The 14880-nt window shown below is 66.2% G+C and carries 16 protein-coding genes; 5 read left to right on the plus strand and 11 right to left on the minus strand.

All coding sequences use genetic code 11. The annotated features are described in order from the left end of the window. The first annotated feature begins 23 nt into the window (after nt 1-23). The 3 genes from ACIPPQ_RS11280 (at nt 24) to ACIPPQ_RS11290 (ending at nt 4433) form a co-directional block, all read left to right on the plus strand. The gene (locus ACIPPQ_RS11280; RefSeq protein WP_003043080.1) at nt 24-362 is read left to right on the plus strand and encodes a P-II family nitrogen regulator; all 339 of its coding nucleotides are present in this window, start codon (nt 24-26) and stop codon (nt 360-362) included. A gap of 17 nt (nt 363-379) precedes the next feature. After that, on the plus strand, nt 380-1744 hold the full coding sequence (locus ACIPPQ_RS11285) for an ammonium transporter (protein WP_446544172.1): 1365 nt from the start codon (nt 380-382) through the stop codon (nt 1742-1744). 247 nt (nt 1745-1991) lie between these two features. After that, nucleotides 1992-4433 carry a TonB-dependent receptor gene (locus ACIPPQ_RS11290; RefSeq protein WP_446544173.1) on the plus strand — a complete coding sequence of 814 codons (2442 nt, stop codon included), beginning with the start codon at nt 1992-1994 and terminating at the stop codon, nt 4431-4433. Between the two features lie 233 nt (nt 4434-4666). On the opposite strand, the gene ACIPPQ_RS11295 is transcribed toward ACIPPQ_RS11290, so the two are convergent. Both ACIPPQ_RS11295 and ACIPPQ_RS11300 read right to left on the minus strand, forming a co-directional pair. Beyond that, nucleotides 4667-5155, minus strand: a complete 489-nt coding sequence (locus ACIPPQ_RS11295) for a hypothetical protein (protein ID WP_446544174.1) — start codon at nt 5153-5155, stop codon at nt 4667-4669. After that, on the minus strand, nt 5152-5526 hold the full coding sequence (locus tag ACIPPQ_RS11300) for a VOC family protein (protein ID WP_446544175.1): 375 nt from the start codon (nt 5524-5526) through the stop codon (nt 5152-5154). The genes ACIPPQ_RS11295 and ACIPPQ_RS11300 overlap by 4 nt, the downstream gene beginning before the upstream one ends. A 96-nt stretch (nt 5527-5622) precedes the next feature. Between ACIPPQ_RS11300 and ACIPPQ_RS11305 the strand changes: the two genes are divergently transcribed. Then, the gene (locus tag ACIPPQ_RS11305; protein ID WP_446544176.1) at nt 5623-6165 is read left to right on the plus strand and encodes a winged helix-turn-helix transcriptional regulator; all 543 of its coding nucleotides are present in this window, start codon (nt 5623-5625) and stop codon (nt 6163-6165) included. Here the strand turns inward: ACIPPQ_RS11305 and ACIPPQ_RS11310 are convergent. From ACIPPQ_RS11310 to ACIPPQ_RS11330, 5 genes are all read right to left on the minus strand, one after another. Next, the gene (locus tag ACIPPQ_RS11310) at nt 6162-7748 is read right to left on the minus strand and encodes a GMC family oxidoreductase (RefSeq protein WP_446544177.1); all 1587 of its coding nucleotides are present in this window, start codon (nt 7746-7748) and stop codon (nt 6162-6164) included. The genes ACIPPQ_RS11305 and ACIPPQ_RS11310 overlap by 4 nt on opposite strands. A gap of 96 nt (nt 7749-7844) precedes the next feature. After that, nucleotides 7845-8153 carry a hypothetical protein gene (locus ACIPPQ_RS11315; protein ID WP_446544178.1) on the minus strand — a complete coding sequence of 103 codons (309 nt, stop codon included), beginning with the start codon at nt 8151-8153 and terminating at the stop codon, nt 7845-7847. Then, nucleotides 8150-9064, minus strand: coding sequence for a sterol desaturase family protein (locus ACIPPQ_RS11320; protein WP_446544179.1), 915 nt, complete (start codon nt 9062-9064; stop codon nt 8150-8152). Before ACIPPQ_RS11320 ends, ACIPPQ_RS11315 begins: the two co-directional genes overlap by 4 nt. After that, nucleotides 9057-9464, minus strand: a complete 408-nt coding sequence (locus ACIPPQ_RS11325; RefSeq protein ID WP_446544180.1) for a hypothetical protein — start codon at nt 9462-9464, stop codon at nt 9057-9059. The genes ACIPPQ_RS11320 and ACIPPQ_RS11325 overlap by 8 nt, the downstream gene beginning before the upstream one ends. Next, the gene (locus tag ACIPPQ_RS11330; RefSeq protein ID WP_446544181.1) at nt 9461-9895 is read right to left on the minus strand and encodes a TIGR01244 family sulfur transferase; all 435 of its coding nucleotides are present in this window, start codon (nt 9893-9895) and stop codon (nt 9461-9463) included. Before ACIPPQ_RS11330 ends, ACIPPQ_RS11325 begins: the two co-directional genes overlap by 4 nt. 102 nt (nt 9896-9997) lie before the next feature. On the opposite strand from ACIPPQ_RS11330, the gene ACIPPQ_RS11335 reads away from it, so the two are divergent. Further along, nucleotides 9998-10627, plus strand: coding sequence for a GNAT family N-acetyltransferase (locus ACIPPQ_RS11335; RefSeq protein ID WP_446544182.1), 630 nt, complete (start codon nt 9998-10000; stop codon nt 10625-10627). Here the strand turns inward: ACIPPQ_RS11335 and ACIPPQ_RS11340 are convergent. The 4 genes from ACIPPQ_RS11340 to recQ all read right to left on the minus strand — a co-directional run bounded on the left by ACIPPQ_RS11340 (nt 10564) and on the right by recQ (nt 14848). After that, on the minus strand, nt 10564-11424 hold the full coding sequence (locus ACIPPQ_RS11340; RefSeq protein WP_446544183.1) for a sterol desaturase family protein: 861 nt from the start codon (nt 11422-11424) through the stop codon (nt 10564-10566). The genes ACIPPQ_RS11335 and ACIPPQ_RS11340 overlap by 64 nt on opposite strands. Nucleotides 11425-11498: 74 nt before the next feature. Further along, a complete protein-coding gene (locus ACIPPQ_RS11345) occupies nt 11499-12557 on the minus strand; it encodes a helix-turn-helix domain-containing protein (RefSeq protein ID WP_446544184.1) in 1059 nt (352 codons plus the stop codon). 59 nt (nt 12558-12616) lie between these two features. After that, nucleotides 12617-12922, minus strand: coding sequence for a UrcA family protein (locus ACIPPQ_RS11350; RefSeq protein ID WP_446544185.1), 306 nt, complete (start codon nt 12920-12922; stop codon nt 12617-12619). A 147-nt stretch (nt 12923-13069) separates the two neighbouring features. Beyond that, the gene (gene recQ, locus ACIPPQ_RS11355) at nt 13070-14848 is read right to left on the minus strand and encodes a DNA helicase RecQ (RefSeq protein WP_446544186.1); all 1779 of its coding nucleotides are present in this window, start codon (nt 14846-14848) and stop codon (nt 13070-13072) included. Nucleotides 14849-14880 lie beyond the last annotated feature (32 nt).

The following is a 14880-nucleotide window of genomic DNA, read 5'->3' on the forward strand; positions in this document are numbered from 1 at the left end:
TGCCATTAGCAAAAGGGGGCGTCATGAAGCTGATCTTGGCCATCATCAAACCATTCAAGCTCGACGAGGTGCGCGAGGCGCTCACCGGTCTGGGCATCGCCGGCATGACCGTGACCGAGGTCAAGGGTTTCGGCCGGCAAAAGGGGCAGACCGAAATCTACCGCGGCGCCGAATATGCCACCAACATGGTGCCGAAAGTGAAGATCGAACTCGTGTGCGACGACGCACTCGCGCCGCGGGTCGTCGAAACGCTCCAGCAAAGCGCCGGCACCGGCTCGATCGGCGACGGCAAGATTTTCGTCCTCGACGTGGGTCAGGCCGTGCGCATCCGCACCGGCGAGACCGGCGAGGCGGCTCTGTAATGACGAAGGGGGAAAATATGACGTTCGCAAACAAATTTGCGGCGGGTGCCGGGGCCGCAGGCCTCGCACTGTTCGCCGCGCTGCCCGTCTGGGCGCAGGAGGCGGCGCCCGCCGTCGCCGAAGCCGTCAAGCCGACGCCTGACAAGGGCGACACCGCGTGGATGATGATCTCGACCGTGCTCGTCATGGCGATGATCGTCCCCGGCCTCGCGCTCTTTTACGGCGGCCTCGTCCGCACCAAGAATATGGCGTCGGTGCTGACGCAGATCCTCGCCGTCGCCGCGCTCGCGATGATCATGTGGGTGATGTTCGGCTACAGCCTTGCCTTCGGCGGCGACGCCAACCAGTTCATCTCGTCGGGCAAGCTGTTCCTCGCCGGGGTCGCCGCCGATTCGACCGTCGCGACCTTCACCGACGGCGTCGTGATCCCCGAATTCGTGTTCATCGCCTTCCAGATGACCTTCTCGGCGATCACCGTCGCGCTCGTCCTCGGCGGGCTCGTCGAGCGCATGAAATTCTCGGCGGTGATGGTCTTCGCGATCGTCTGGCTGACCATCGTCTACTACCCGATCGCGCATATGGTCTGGTATCTGGGCGGTGACGATGCCTCGACCGGCCTGATCTTCGGCTGGGGCGCACTCGACTTCGCCGGCGGGACGGTCGTCCACATCAACGCCGGCATCGCGGCGCTCGTCGGCTGCCTGATCATCGGCAAGCGCACGGGTTACCAGAAGGAAATCATGGCGCCGCACTCGCTGACGATGACGCTGGTCGGCACCGGCCTCCTCTGGGTGGGCTGGTTCGGCTTCAACGCCGGCTCGGCGCTTGAAGCCAATGGGTCGGCCGGCCTCGCGCTGATCAACACCTTCACCGCGACCGCCGCGGGCGTCCTCTTCTGGATGCTCACCGAACGCGCGCTCGGCCACAAGGGCTCGCTGCTCGGCGCCTGCTCGGGTGCGATCGCCGGCCTCGTCGCCGTCACCCCCGCCGCGGGCAACTCGGGTCCGTTCGGGGCGATCCTGCTCGGCGCGGTCGCGGGCATCGTCTGCTGCTGGTTCGTGATGAAGCTCAAAGCCAAGCTCGGTTTCGACGACTCGCTCGACGTGTTCGGCATCCATGGCATCGGCGGCCTGATCGGCTCGATCCTGACCGCGGTCACGATGCTGCCCGCACTCGGCGGTCCCGCCGGCGACGACTATGTCCTCGGCAGCCAGCTGTGGATCCAGATCAAGTCGGTCGGCGTCGCCGTCCTCTGGTCGGCGGTCGGTTCGGCCATCGCCTTCACTGTCGCAAAAGCCGTCACCGGCGGGCGCGTCTCCGAAGAGGTGGAGCGCGAAGGCCTCGATCTCGGCGAGCATGGGGAGCGCGCCTACAACTACTGACAACGAGACAGGATACCCGTCGCCGCACGCTCTCTCTCCTTTCAAACGGCGGCGGCGGGGTCCTCCCCAGGTTCCTCCTGCGAACCACTGGCCGGGACACACGTCCCGGCCTTTTTTTTTACTGTGACCCGGATGCAACAGCGCCTCGCCAAATTTTTTCCCGGTTCATTTCGTGCAACTTTCGCCCCGGGGTGCGCACTCCTCTGCCGGACCAGTCAAAGAGCTGGCTTTCAGGAGGAGAAAAAGGATGCTTGCACGTTCCCACATGCTCGCGAGCTTGTCGCTGCTTGCGCTTGCGACAACCCCGCCCGCGGCGGCGCAGGATGCGCCCAAAGATAGCTATGACGGCAACGAAATCATCGTCACCGCGACGAAGCGCGACGCCAGCCTTCAGGACGTTCCCTTCTCGATCAACGCGCAGACCGAAAAGGCGATCGAGCGCGCCAACGCGAACACGGTCGAGGATCTCTCGCGCAATGTTGCGGGCCTGACGGTCCAGAATCTCGGACCCGGCCAGAGCCAGGTGTCGGTGCGCGGGGTGTCGGCGGGCCAGATCGCGCGTGACCAGCCCGGCGTGAAGGAACAGGTCGGCGTCTATCTCGACGAATCGGTCGTCTCGCTGTCGCTCTTCACCCCCGACCTCGACCTCTTCGACCTCAACCGCGTCGAAACGCTGCGCGGGCCGCAGGGCACGCTCTTCGGATCGGGATCGGTCGGCGGCACGCTCCGCTACATCACCAACCAGCCCAATCTCGACCGCGTCGAGGGCAAGGTCGAAGGCAATGTGAACCTCGTCGACGGCGACGATATCGGCGGCCATTTGAAGGGTGCGATCAACCTGCCGCTCAGCTCCAATCTCGCGATGCGCGCGGTCGGCTATTACACGCGATACGCCGGCTTCATCAATGCGCTGCGCGAAGGCGGCGGCGAGAGTGAGGACGTCAACAGCGGCGAACGCTATGGCGGCCGTGTGTCGCTGCTCTGGCAACCGGCCGAAGGCCTGTCGATCACCCCGCGCTTCCTCTACCAAAAGGTCACGACCGACGGTTTCAACCGGCAGGAAGTCTATAATCTCTACGCCAATCAATTCACGACGACGCGGCCGCAGGTCACGTTCAAGGAACGCCAGCAATATCTGCTGCTCGACGAGGCGTTCAAGGACGAGGTCAAGCTTTTCGACCTGACGATGAACTATGACGGCGACACGGTGGGTGTCACATCGGTCACGACCTACACCGACCGCGACATTCTCGTCAGCCGCGACGCAAGCGCGCTGACGGGCAGCGTGTCCGCCGACCTCGGCTTCGTCGATGCCGGAATCCTGCTCCCCGCGAACCTCGTCGACACCACCGGGGTCAAGCAGTTCACGCAGGAAGTGCGCCTGAACTCGGCAGGCGACGGCCCCTTCCAGTGGCTCGTCGGCGGCTATTATGCGCATGTCAAACGCGACTATACCCAGCGCCTGCCGACGCCCGGCTACGACCAGTATGACGATCCGTTCCTTGCCGGCCTCTGCTCGCGCCCCGTCAACCCGGTCTGCCGTGCGCCCGGCGTTCCGCTCGAATCGTCCGACCTTGCGAACGGTTTCGGGCCCGATTCGCCCTATAATGCCGACATTCCCTATAATCTGACGCAGATCGCGATCTTCGGCGAGGTGACCTATGACCTCACCGAAGCGCTCACCGCGACGCTCGGCGGGCGCTATTATGCCTTCGACGAAAGCCGCCGATTTGTTTCGGGCGGGCTGTTCCCGAACGGCGACAACGCGCGCGACAAGACCTCGTCGACCGGCTTCTCGCCGCGCCTGCTGCTCAGCTATGACGTCGCCGACGGCGTCACGCTCAATGCGCAGGCGTCGAAAGGCTTCCGCCTCGGCGGGGTCAACGATCCGCTGAACCTGCCGCTGTGCGACAGCGGCGTGCCGAACGGTCCCGATGCCGCGACCTTCGGCGGGCGGCCGCGATACGACGACGAAACCTTGTGGAACTACGAGGGCGGGGTGAAGGCACAGTTCGGCGGCATCACCTTCAACGCCGCAGGTTTCTATACCAAGATCAACAATCTGCAGGTCACCGCCGATGCCGGAAGCTGCTCGTCGCGTATCGTGTTCAACGCCGACGCGCATACGATGGGGCTCGAGTTCGAACTGACGGCAAGCCCCCTCGCCGGGCTCGATCTCGGATTGTCGGGCAGCTATGTCGAGGCCGAATTCGATTCGACGCTGACCCGCCCGAACGGCACGGTGATCGAGGGGATCCGCAAGGGCAACCGCCTGCCGTCGGTGCCGAGGTTCCAGATGGCGGCGAACGCGACGTACAGCTTCCCGATCGATGCATCGTCGGACACCAACGCCTTCGTCACCGCATCCTTCCAGCACGTTGGCAGCCGCTATACCCAGCCGGGCGACCAGGAAAACAATCCACGGACCTTCGTCCACGGCTTCACCTTCGGCGGGGCGCCGGTCGGCTCGGCAACGACACTCGACCTCAAACTGCCCGACTATCAGTTGGTGAACCTCGGCGCGGGGATCGAGTTTCCGGACGAGCTCGAAATCTCGGTCTATGTGAACAATCTGCTCGACGAAAATGCGCTGCTGGCCTTCGACCGCGAACGCGGCGGGCGGGCGCGGCTCGGCTTTGCAACGAACCAGCCACGCACCTTCGGCGTCACGGTCCGCAAGGGTTTTTGACCGGCATGAAAAGGGGGCGATGCAGCGATGTTTCGCCCCCTTTCTACGCGCTGAAATGCTGCACAAATTTTGTGCAGCATTGCCGCAATTTTGCCCTTTTCAACATGACATTAATATGGCATTCATTGCGTCAACAGTTTCAGGAGGGGAGAGCCTGAAAGGCTGGGCCGGGACGAAAGTTCCGGCCCTCTTTTTTTGTGCGCAGCATGGATGCCGCCGAAAATCGGCAGTTTTCAGGGCTTTGTGCGCCGATAGCGCAGCATGGCAAAGACACGCCAGCTGCCGTCTTCCTGCAGCACCGAATCGCTGATCACGAGCGTTCCGTCGGCCTCGAGACCATAGGTCGAGCGGCCGATCTCGACGTCCGCGCTGCCCCAATGCGTCCACCATTTTGCCGCGTTCACACCGCCGATGACGGCGCGCGTCCGGCCGCTGCTGTCGGTCCATTGGCCGCGCAGGCGCCGTTTCGCATCGAAGGCATAGGTCGCCTCGGCCGAATAGGTCATCGGCGCGCTTCCCGCGACGTGCAGGCGATAGGTGAGCCGCGTCACTCCCGCCGCTCCGGGCGCGATGTCGAGCGTCGCGGTCGCGGGTTTGCCGAACGCCTGCCCTTCCCCGGCCCAGTTGCCGTGCCAGGGAGCGAGCGTCGGGGAGAGTGGCGGGGCTTCGGCGGGCGCCGCCGGTGCGACCAGCACCGCCGCCGCCCACCAGAGCGGCGTCATGCCGCCATCTCGGACTGCGAGAACATGAAGGCGTTGCCGTCGGGGTCATAGAAGGTGAGCAATTTCACCAGCCCCGGGATATGCTGGATATCGCCGTCCTGCCGCACGCCCTCGGCATCGAGATGCGCCTTGGCCTCAGCGATATCGGCGACCTCGAACACATTGGTCGCGCCGCCGCCCTGCACCACGCTCTCGACCTGGCTGAGCCCGATATTGACCCCCGCCATCGGGGTTTTGAGCTCGCACCAGCCGATCTCGTCGGCGCGGTAGAGCAACTCGCACAACATCACCCGCTCGTACCAGGCGATCGACGCGGTCATGTCCTTGACCCCCATCGAACAGGTCAGCTCGGATCCGATCTGCAATGCCATGTCCTTCCTCCCGTTGTCGCAACATCCGACCGGGGCGGAGAATCGCGCGGCCCCTATCGCTTGCTTCTAAGGTCTGGTTTGTATAGTTAGTTGCAAATGCCGTCAACCGCACCCGATCCCCTGCTCGTCCAGCTCGGCAGCCATCGCTGGCTGGTGCCGCTGCTCGCCGACCTCGCGGCACACAAAGGCGCGCGCTTCGTCGAGCTGATCCACCGGCTGGAGCTACCCCGCGACAGCTGCGCACGGACGCTCGAGGCCGCAGCGGCGATCGGCTGGGTCGAGCGCAACCCCGGCCACGGCCATCCACTCCGCCCCGAATATATATTGACCGAAACGGGCGCCGCCGCCGCGACGCGCGCCGCGACGATTGCCGAGGCGCAGAGCGCGATCGGCCTGCCGCCCGGCGCCGCAACGCGCTGGGGCCTGCCCCTCGTCGCCGGGATCGGCACCGGACACGACCGCTTCAACGCCCTCTCGCGCCTCCTCGCCCCCGCCACCCCGCGTGCGCTGTCGCAGGGGCTGACGGCGCTCGGGAAACATGGACTGGTGACGCGCGAAGTGCTCGACGCGAGACCGCCCGCGAGCCGCTACGACCTGACGAGGACTGGCGCGCGGCTCGCAGCCGCCTGCACCGCTTAGTTCAACGCCGCCTTCACGAAATCGGCCGCGCGCTCGCCGATCATGATGCTCGGCGCGTTAGTGTTGCCCGAAACAAGCCGCGGCATGACGCTCGCATCGGCGACCCATAGCCCGTCGATGCCGCTTAGCTTCAGCGTCGGATCGACCACCGCGTCGGCGTCGCTCCCCATCCGGCATGTGCCCACGGGGTGGTAGACGGTATCGGCACGCGACCGGATCAGCGCGTCGAGCGCCGCATCGTCGTCGAGATTCACCGTATGCCGGTCGACCCCGGCGTAATCGCCGAGCGGCGGCGCGGTCGCGATGCGGTGCATCATCCGCACCCCCGCGCGCAGCGTCGCGATGTCGCGCGCGTCGGTCAGGAAGCCCGGATCGATCGCGGGCGCCGCGGCGGCGTCGCCCGACGCCAGCCGCACCGTCCCCCGGCTTTCGGGGCGCAGCACGCAGGCATGGCACGAAAAGCCGTGCCCCTTCACCTTGGTGCGGCCATGATCCTCGAGCATCGCGGGGACGAAATGATATTGGATATCGGGCGCGGGCAGGTCGGGCCGCGATTTCCAGAAGCCCCCGGCCTCGGCAAAGCAGGTCGTCATGATCCCCGTGCGTTTGGTGCGATGCTCGAAGATCGCCTTCACCATCCGCCAGGTCCCGCCGAGGCTGTCGCCGAACGGCTCGGTCGAGCGCGTCTCCCAGCTCGACACATAGTCGATATGATCCTGCAAATTCGCACCGACGCCTTCGCGGTCGAGGGTCACCTCGACCCCCTTGTCCTTCAGGTGCGCGCCCGGCCCGATCCCCGACAACATCAAAATCTGCGGGCTGTTGAAGGCGCCCGCCGAGAGGATCACGCCGCCGCGTGCGCGGAGCGTCTCGCGGTTGCCGCCGCGGCGGATCACGACCCCCGCCGCGCGCCCCTCCTCGATCAGGATTTTTTCGACCCGCGCCCCCGTGCGCACCGCGAAATTGCCGTGCGCACGGAGCGGTTCGACATAGGCACGCGCCGCCGACCAGCGTTCGCCCGCCTTCTGCGTCACCTGATAGAGGCCGAAACCCTCCTGCTGCGCGCCGTTGAAATCGGCGGTGCGCGGCAGTTGCAGCGACGCCGCGCTTTCGATGAAGCGCTTGCTCGTCACATTGGGCCAGCGCTGGTCCATCACGTTGAGCGGCCCGCCGCTGCCATGGAATTCGTCGCCGCCGCGCTCATTGCCTTCGCTGCGCTTGAAGAAGGGCAGCACGTCGGCATAGCTCCAGCCCGTCGCGCCGAGCGCGGCCCACTGGTCGTAATCGAAGGCGTGGCCGCGGATATAGACCATCGCGTTGATCGCGCTCGACCCGCCAAGCCCGCGCCCGCGCGGCTGGTATCCGGTTCGGCCATTGAGGCCCGGCTGCGGCACCGTCTCGTAACGATAGTTCGAGGCGTCGGGGATGAACGGCATGAAGCCCGGCGTCTTGACGCGCACAGTGTCGTTGGTCCCGCCCGCCTCGACGAGGCACACCGTCCGCGATCCATCCTCGGCCAGCCGCCCCGCCGCCGCGCTCCCCGCACTGCCGCCGCCGATGACGATGATGTCGAACTGATCCATGCTTGCGACTCTCCCTCGCGCCGCCTGCTGGCGGTCGTCCGCGTGCTTACATGAATGTCATTAGGGGGCGAGGCAAGCTGCTAGATGCAACGGCTTTCAAATGCAGTTGCCGTTGAAGCAAGCTGCCAGCAAGAGCAGCGAAGGCGCGGCGCAGAGCGCAAGCAACACGCCCCCGCTGGCGATCAGCCAGCGATTGCCGAAACGCCAGCCCGCGACGGCACCGATCAGAAAAACAGCAACGCACAGAAGCGAAGCCAGCCATAGCTCCGAACCGGCCGACCCTACAAAAATCATGACACCGCCATGGTGCAGCCCGGTCGCGCTCGCGGCGATCGCCAGAAAAATCGGAACCGCGCCCGCAGCAAACGCCAGCACATCCCAATATGGCCGGCGTGTATCGTTCATTCCGCCGGTTCTTCGGCCGGCCGTCCCATCGCCCAGCGCTCCTTGATCATCGCGCTCGTCGCGCGGCTGCCGTCGTGGCTCCAGCCGGGCTCGCGCCATATATAACCCAGCTTGTGCCTCCACGGCGCGTGCCAGACGTCCTTCGCGATGCCGACCCATTCGTGCACCGCGGCCCACAGGATGTTGAAGCTGCCGAGCTGCTTGACGATCCCATAGCGCACCGGCTCGTCGTCGCGCTCGGCGACGAAGCTGCCGAACATCTTGTCCCAGATGATGAACACGCCGGCATAGTTCGCGTCGAGATAGCGCGGGTTCACCCCGTGATGGACGCGGTGGTGCGACGGGGTGTTCATCACCGCCTCGAACCACTTCGGCAACCGCTTGATCGCCTCGGTATGGATCCAGAACTGGTAGATCAGGTTGAGCCCCGCGCAGAAGAACACCATCGCCGGCGGAAAGCCGATCAGGAACAAGGGCAGGCGGAACAGGAAGGTCAGGCTGAAGAAACCCGTCCACGTCTGCCGCAACGCGGTCGACAGGTTATAATGCTGCGAGCTGTGGTGGATGACATGGCTCGCCCAGAACCAGCGCACGCGGTGTGCGCTCCTGTGGAAAGCATAATAAGCCAGATCGTCGAGGAAGAAGCAGAGGATCCACGCCCACCACCAGCGGCTGAACTCGATCCCGATGTCGAACAGGTGGAACTGGTACACCCACACCGACATGCCGATCACTGCCGCGCCGACGAGCGCGCCCGCGACCTGGCTGACCGTACCGAGCATGAGCGAGGTCAGCGTGTCGCGCGCTTCGTAGCGGCTCTTGTCGGCACGCAGCGAGATCAGCATCTCAACCAGGAGCAGCAGGATGAACGCGGGAACGGCGTAGACGACCGGATCGGGCAGCTTATCCACGGTTAAACTCGCGCATCCGGCTCGCCCACATCCCCGCATCCTTCCCCAATTGCAACGTCACCGCGCCGAATGTTTTCTCCGGCGTCGTCAGCGTCAGGAAATCCTTGTCGAGCCGGCCCTCGACGCTGGCATCGACCGGCCGCGCCGCAAAGAAATTGCCGTGCGCGCGCACCAGCATCATCCGCCCTTCGGCATTCCGCACGATCGCGGCAAAGCCCGCGCGGTCGCGCGCGACATCGACCCCGTGGAACCCCGCCTCGGCCTCTTCGGCGAGCCGGATCGCATGGGCTGCGTCTGCAATCCGCGGGTCGCTTCCCAGCCCGATCTTCCCGACCAGCCAGGCGATGAAAAGCACCGCGACGAGCGACGCGCCGAGCTGGATCAACGCCGCCTGATTCATTTTTCCCCCGCGAGCGCGTCCAGCATCGGCCGCAGCCCCGAAAGATCATATCCCGCCTTCGCCGCCGCCTCGACGATGCCATCGACATCGTCGCCCGCGCGCGCGCGCGTCAGCGCCCACAGGTGCGTCGAGCGTGTGCCCGAGCGGCAATAGGCGAGGATCGGCCCCGTCGCATCGCGCAGCAATTTGTCGAGCGCATCGATCTGCGCATGGCTGAAACCCGCATGGCCGATCGGGATCGCGGCATAGGCGAGCCCCTCGGCCGCCGCGGCGTGTGCGATCTCGTCGCCCTGCGGCGCCGACGGCTCTTCGCCATCGGGACGGTTGTTGATCACCATCGCAAAACCCGCGGCCTTCGCCTCGGCAATATCCTCGATGCTGATCTGCGGGGCGACGCTATAGTCGGCGGACAGGGTTCGAAAATCGCTCATGCCGTCGATCTACTCCCGCCGCGCCCTTGCTGACAAGCGTGAAGGTGCAGCCGGAAATGCGTTGTCGCTTCCCTTGTCCCCCGCGTCGCTTATGGTCGTGATATGAACGATCATTTCCAATGGGCTTTCGGCTATTGCGCGGCGCGCGGCTATGCCCGCCCCGTCGCGGCCACGATGTCTCCGGCCTTGTGGTTCGATGCCGGCAAACCCGATCAGGCCGGGCGCTTCATCCTCGGCGACACGTCGGGCGAAGCCGTCGCCGCCGCCTTCGCCGCGGTCGATGCGCCATATATCTACGTCGATATCGCGGCCCCGCGCGACGCGATTCTCCCGCACATCCCGCCGCGCTGGGAGCCGCGCGATCCGATGTGGCTGATGGCGGCAGGGACCGATCTGCCCGCCGCGCGGCCCACGCCCGACTTCACGATCGAGGTCGCCGAAGGTGCCGACCGGTTCGAAGCGGTCGCGCGCGATGCCGACGGCACCCTCGCCGCGCGCGGCGTTCTGGGCATCCATGGCACCGTCGCCGTCTACGACCAGATCGTCACCGAGGCGCAATTCGGCCGCCGCGGACTCGGCTCGGCGATCATGGCAGAACTCGGCCGCCGCGCCGCGGGCCGCGGCGTCACGACGCGCCTGCTCGTCGCCACCGCCGACGGCAGGGCGCTTTACGAACGGCTCGGCTGGACGCTTCGCAGCGACATCGTTTCGGTCATTTCGCCGCCGGCCTGAGGCTCCGCGATCTCGCGCACCGGCGCGCGCGACACGACCGTGTGGAACCGTTCGGCATAGTGCGGATGCTCGGATCCCATCCATTTGTCCCACCAGGTGAAATAGAGCCCGTAATTGCGGTTGAACCCGCCGCTGTGGTGCAGGTCGTGGTGCGTCGTCGTGTTGATCCAGCGCGTCAGCGGCGTCGCCAGCCACCAGCGCGGGTGCAGTTCGAACCCCGCATGTCCCATCGCATTGCGGACGATCTGGAAATTGATCCAAAGGAACATCACCCACGCCGGCGTCGCGACGAAGAACAGCCAGATCGGCACGAAGGCGATCATCACGAATGCTTCGGGAATCGCGAAGCTATAGGCCGCCCACGGCGTCGGGGTCACCGAACGATGATGCGCGCGGTGGAACGTCTTGAACAACCGCGGATGATGCATCGCACGGTGCACCCAATAAAAATAGGCGTCGTGCGCAACGATGATCGCCGCAAGCAGCGCCATGTCGCCGAGCAGGCCGCGACTGCCGTCAAAGCGATGCAGCACGCCGCTATCGACGCCCCAGACAATGAACAACGATACGAACAGATAGACACCGACGGTCTGCAGCGATTGCAGGACTTCGCGGCGCCGGTCGGCTGCCGTCGCCTCGCGCGCCTGGATCTTGCGCGCCGCAAGGCTCGACCGCCGCAGCCCCCACACGATCGCGCTCGTCACCCCCGCCGCGACAAGGTAGCGGCCGAAGTCGAAGGCGAAGATCGCGGGCCCCTTTTCGAACAGGATCGCGAGCGGCGGCAGGTCTTGAATCATGCGGACATCCTTCAAATCGATGTCCGCCGTTGACCAGCTTTTCCGCACCAGTGCGCCGCAATGTCGAAAATCGGCTAGCCGATTCCGGAATCGGCAAGCCGGCCGGCGCGATACGCGCTCGGCGTCATCCCCTCGGCATCGCGAAACGCACGGTTGAACGGTCCCAGCGAACCGAAGCCCGCGTCGATCGCGATCGTCAGGATCGGCACGTCGCGCTGCGCCGGGTCGGCGAGCGCGGCGCGGATCTCGTCGAGGCGGAAGCTGTTCAGGAACGCGGTGAAGTTGCGGAAACCCATCTCGCCGTTGATCGCGCGCCGCACGCGATATTCGGGCTCGCCGAGCTGGGCCGCGAGGATCGTGATCGAAAAGCCTTCGGCGCGATAGGCGCGCGCCTCGGCCATCACCGCGTGCAGCCGCTGCGCGAGCGGCGAGGGCGTCGCTTGCGGTTCCGCCTGCTTCGCCGGCCGCCCCGGCGCCGCGAACAGTTCGGCCAACCGAAAGCGATACAGGCCAACCGATACGATGAAGGTGGCGATCAGGATCGCAACCAGCGTCACCGACCGCCCCGGATCGGACGCCGTACCATGGCCGTCGAACATCTCGATAAAGGTCACGAGCAGGATGAAGCCGCCGATCGCGCAAACGAGCGCAGCACGAAATCCGCGCCGCGCCTCGATCAGGTCGTTCGCGCGTCCGCGCCACGCGATCCACATGCCCGCCACGGCAAAGGCGAACATGCCGATGCGCACGAGCACCCATATCTCGAAGCTGAACGTCCCCGTCGCGGCCATCAATATGATCTGCGTCAGCGGCAGCACGGCGAACGCGGCAACGAGCAGCCAGCTGCGCCAGCCGATCCGTTGCTGGTCGTCGAACCACAGCCGCACGAACAGCCAGAAGAAAGCCGGCACCATCACCGACAGCGCGTCGCAGATGGCGAAGGGAAAGTGCGCCGTTCCACCGGGGCTGAAGACCGGGACGAGCAGATAGGCAATGATCGACAGGTTCATCGCGATCGCGACGCGCGCGGGGAGGACATGCCCATGGTCGCGCGCCAATATCGCGATCCACAGCAGGAACAGCGCGATGGCGCCGCCACGAATCATCGGATCGAGGATCATCAGCGATGCCATCGCCTTCTGCTACTGCAAGCCACGTCGGCGCGCCACCATCGCGGCCGCACCGTGCCGGGTCATTGCGCCGCCAGTTGCTGGAGCTGCCGGCCCTGCAATGTCCGCATGGCTTGCTCGCGCGTCGCCTCGCGGCACTGGCGGGCCACTCGCCGCGCCTTGAAGCTCAAATGTTCGACATCGCTGCGGCACGCGGTCCTGACCGCGCGCTCGATCCGGCGCTCGGCGGTCTTCACATCGGCGGGGGCGCGCAGGTCGAGCGTGCGCATATCGACCCGAACGGTCGGGAGCGTATCGGACGCCAGAACCGCCATCGGCGTCCAAGCGAGGCACCCAGCGACCAGCGCGAGGATCAGTCGGTGTTTCATGGTCGAAATCCTTTCATCGATCGGCGCCGCGAAGGGAGAGCGGCCGCGATGAAAGCGAAGTGGCGACGATCGGCGCACCGGTCGCGCCGCGTTCGGAATATGGCTAGCCGTTTACGAAATCGGCCAGCCGCACGGTCCGATATCGGCTCAAAATTGCCGGATCACATTCAGGAACGCGTCGCCCCACGCGTCGAGCTTCTTGCCCCCGACGCCGGGGATGTCCGCCAGCGCGCTCCGCGTCGCAGGCCGCTCGCTCGCCATCGCGCGCAGCACCGCGTCGTGGAAGATCACATAAGGCGGTACATTCGCCTCGGCCGCGAGTTCGCGCCGCATCGCGCGCAGCGCGTCGAACAGCGGATCGCCGACCGGGTTCGGCGTCGCACTGGCGCCGCCGCGCGAGGCGCGCTGTGTCCGCTTCACCGGCGGTTCGGCCATCAGCACCGCGGTCTCGCCCTTCATCATCGCGCGCGCCGCGGGGCCGAGCATCAACCCGCCATGCTCGGTGGTATCGAGCGCCTCGCGCGCCATCAACGAGCGGACCAGCGGCTTGATCAGCCGCGCCTCCTCGCCCGCGACGATCCCGAACACCGACAATTTGTCGTGGCCCCGGCTCGCGATCCGCTCGTCGCTCCGCCCGCACAGCACCGCCTCGATATGCCCGGCGCCAAAACTCTGCCCGGTGCGATAGACCGCCGAGAGCAATTTCTGCGCGAGCACCGTCGCATCGACCTGCGCCGCGGGTTCGAGGCAATTGTCGCAATTGCCGCAGCGCGCGGGCGGGTTCTCGCCGAAATGGCGCAGCAGCAGCGCGCGGCGGCATTCGACCGTCTCCACCAGCGCCGCGAGCGCATTAAGCCGCACCCGCTCGCCCGCGACGCGCGCCTCGGGTAATTCCGAAAGCCGCATCCGCGCGCGCGCAAAATCGTCGGCGCCCCATAGCATCATCGCCTCGGCGGGGTCGCCATCGCGCCCCGCACGGCCGGTTTCCTGATAATAGCTTTCGATCGATTTCGGCAGCCCGGCGTGCGCGACGAAGCGCACATCGGGCTTGTCGATCCCCATGCCGAAGGCGACCGTCGCGGTGACGATGCCGTCCTCCGACGCGACGAAATCATGCTGCACCTGCGCGCGCCGTTCGGGGTCGAGCCCGGCATGATAGGCCGCGACGCTCCGCCCCGTCGCCGCCGCGATCTGCTCGGCGAGCCGCTCGGTGCCGTTGCGCGTCGGGGCATAGACGATCCCCGGCCCCGGATTGGCGGCGATGAAATCGACGAGCTGTTTCGCCGGGCTCACGCGCGGGCGGATCGCGTAGCGGATGTTCGGCCGGTCGAAGCCGGCAAGGATCAGCCCATCGGCCGGGATGCCGAGCTGGACGAGGATATCCTCGCGCGTGTGCTTGTCGGCGGTGGCGGTCAGTGCGAGCCGCGGCACCGCCGGAAAGGCGTCGAGCAACGGGCGCAGCAGGCGATAATCGGGGCGGAAATCATGCCCCCACTCGCTGACGCAATGCGCCTCGTCGATCGCGAACAGCGCCGGCGTCTGCGCTTCGAGCAAGGTGCGGAACCCCTCGCCCGTCGCGCGCTCGGGCGCCACGTAAAGCAGGTCGAGCTGGCCGTCGCGATACGCCTGCCGCGTGTCGGCCCAGTCGGCATCGACGCTCGTGAGGCTCGCCGCCCGGATCCCCGCCGCGCGCGCGCCGCGCAGCTGGTCGTGCATCAGCGCGATCAGCGGCGACACGACGACAACGCAGCCGTTCAGAGCGACCGCGGGCAGCTGATAGGTCAGCGACTTGCCCGCGCCCGTCGGCATCACCGCCAGCGTGCGCGCGCCCGCCATCACCCGGCTCACGACCTCGCCCTGACGCCCGCGAAAGGCATCGAAACCGAAGGTGGATTTGAGCAAAGGAAGGAGAGCGTCGGCGGACATTGCGTGGCCGCGATAGGCAAGATGGCGAAGCG

This window comes from Sphingopyxis sp. LARHCG72 (assembly GCF_052871675.1).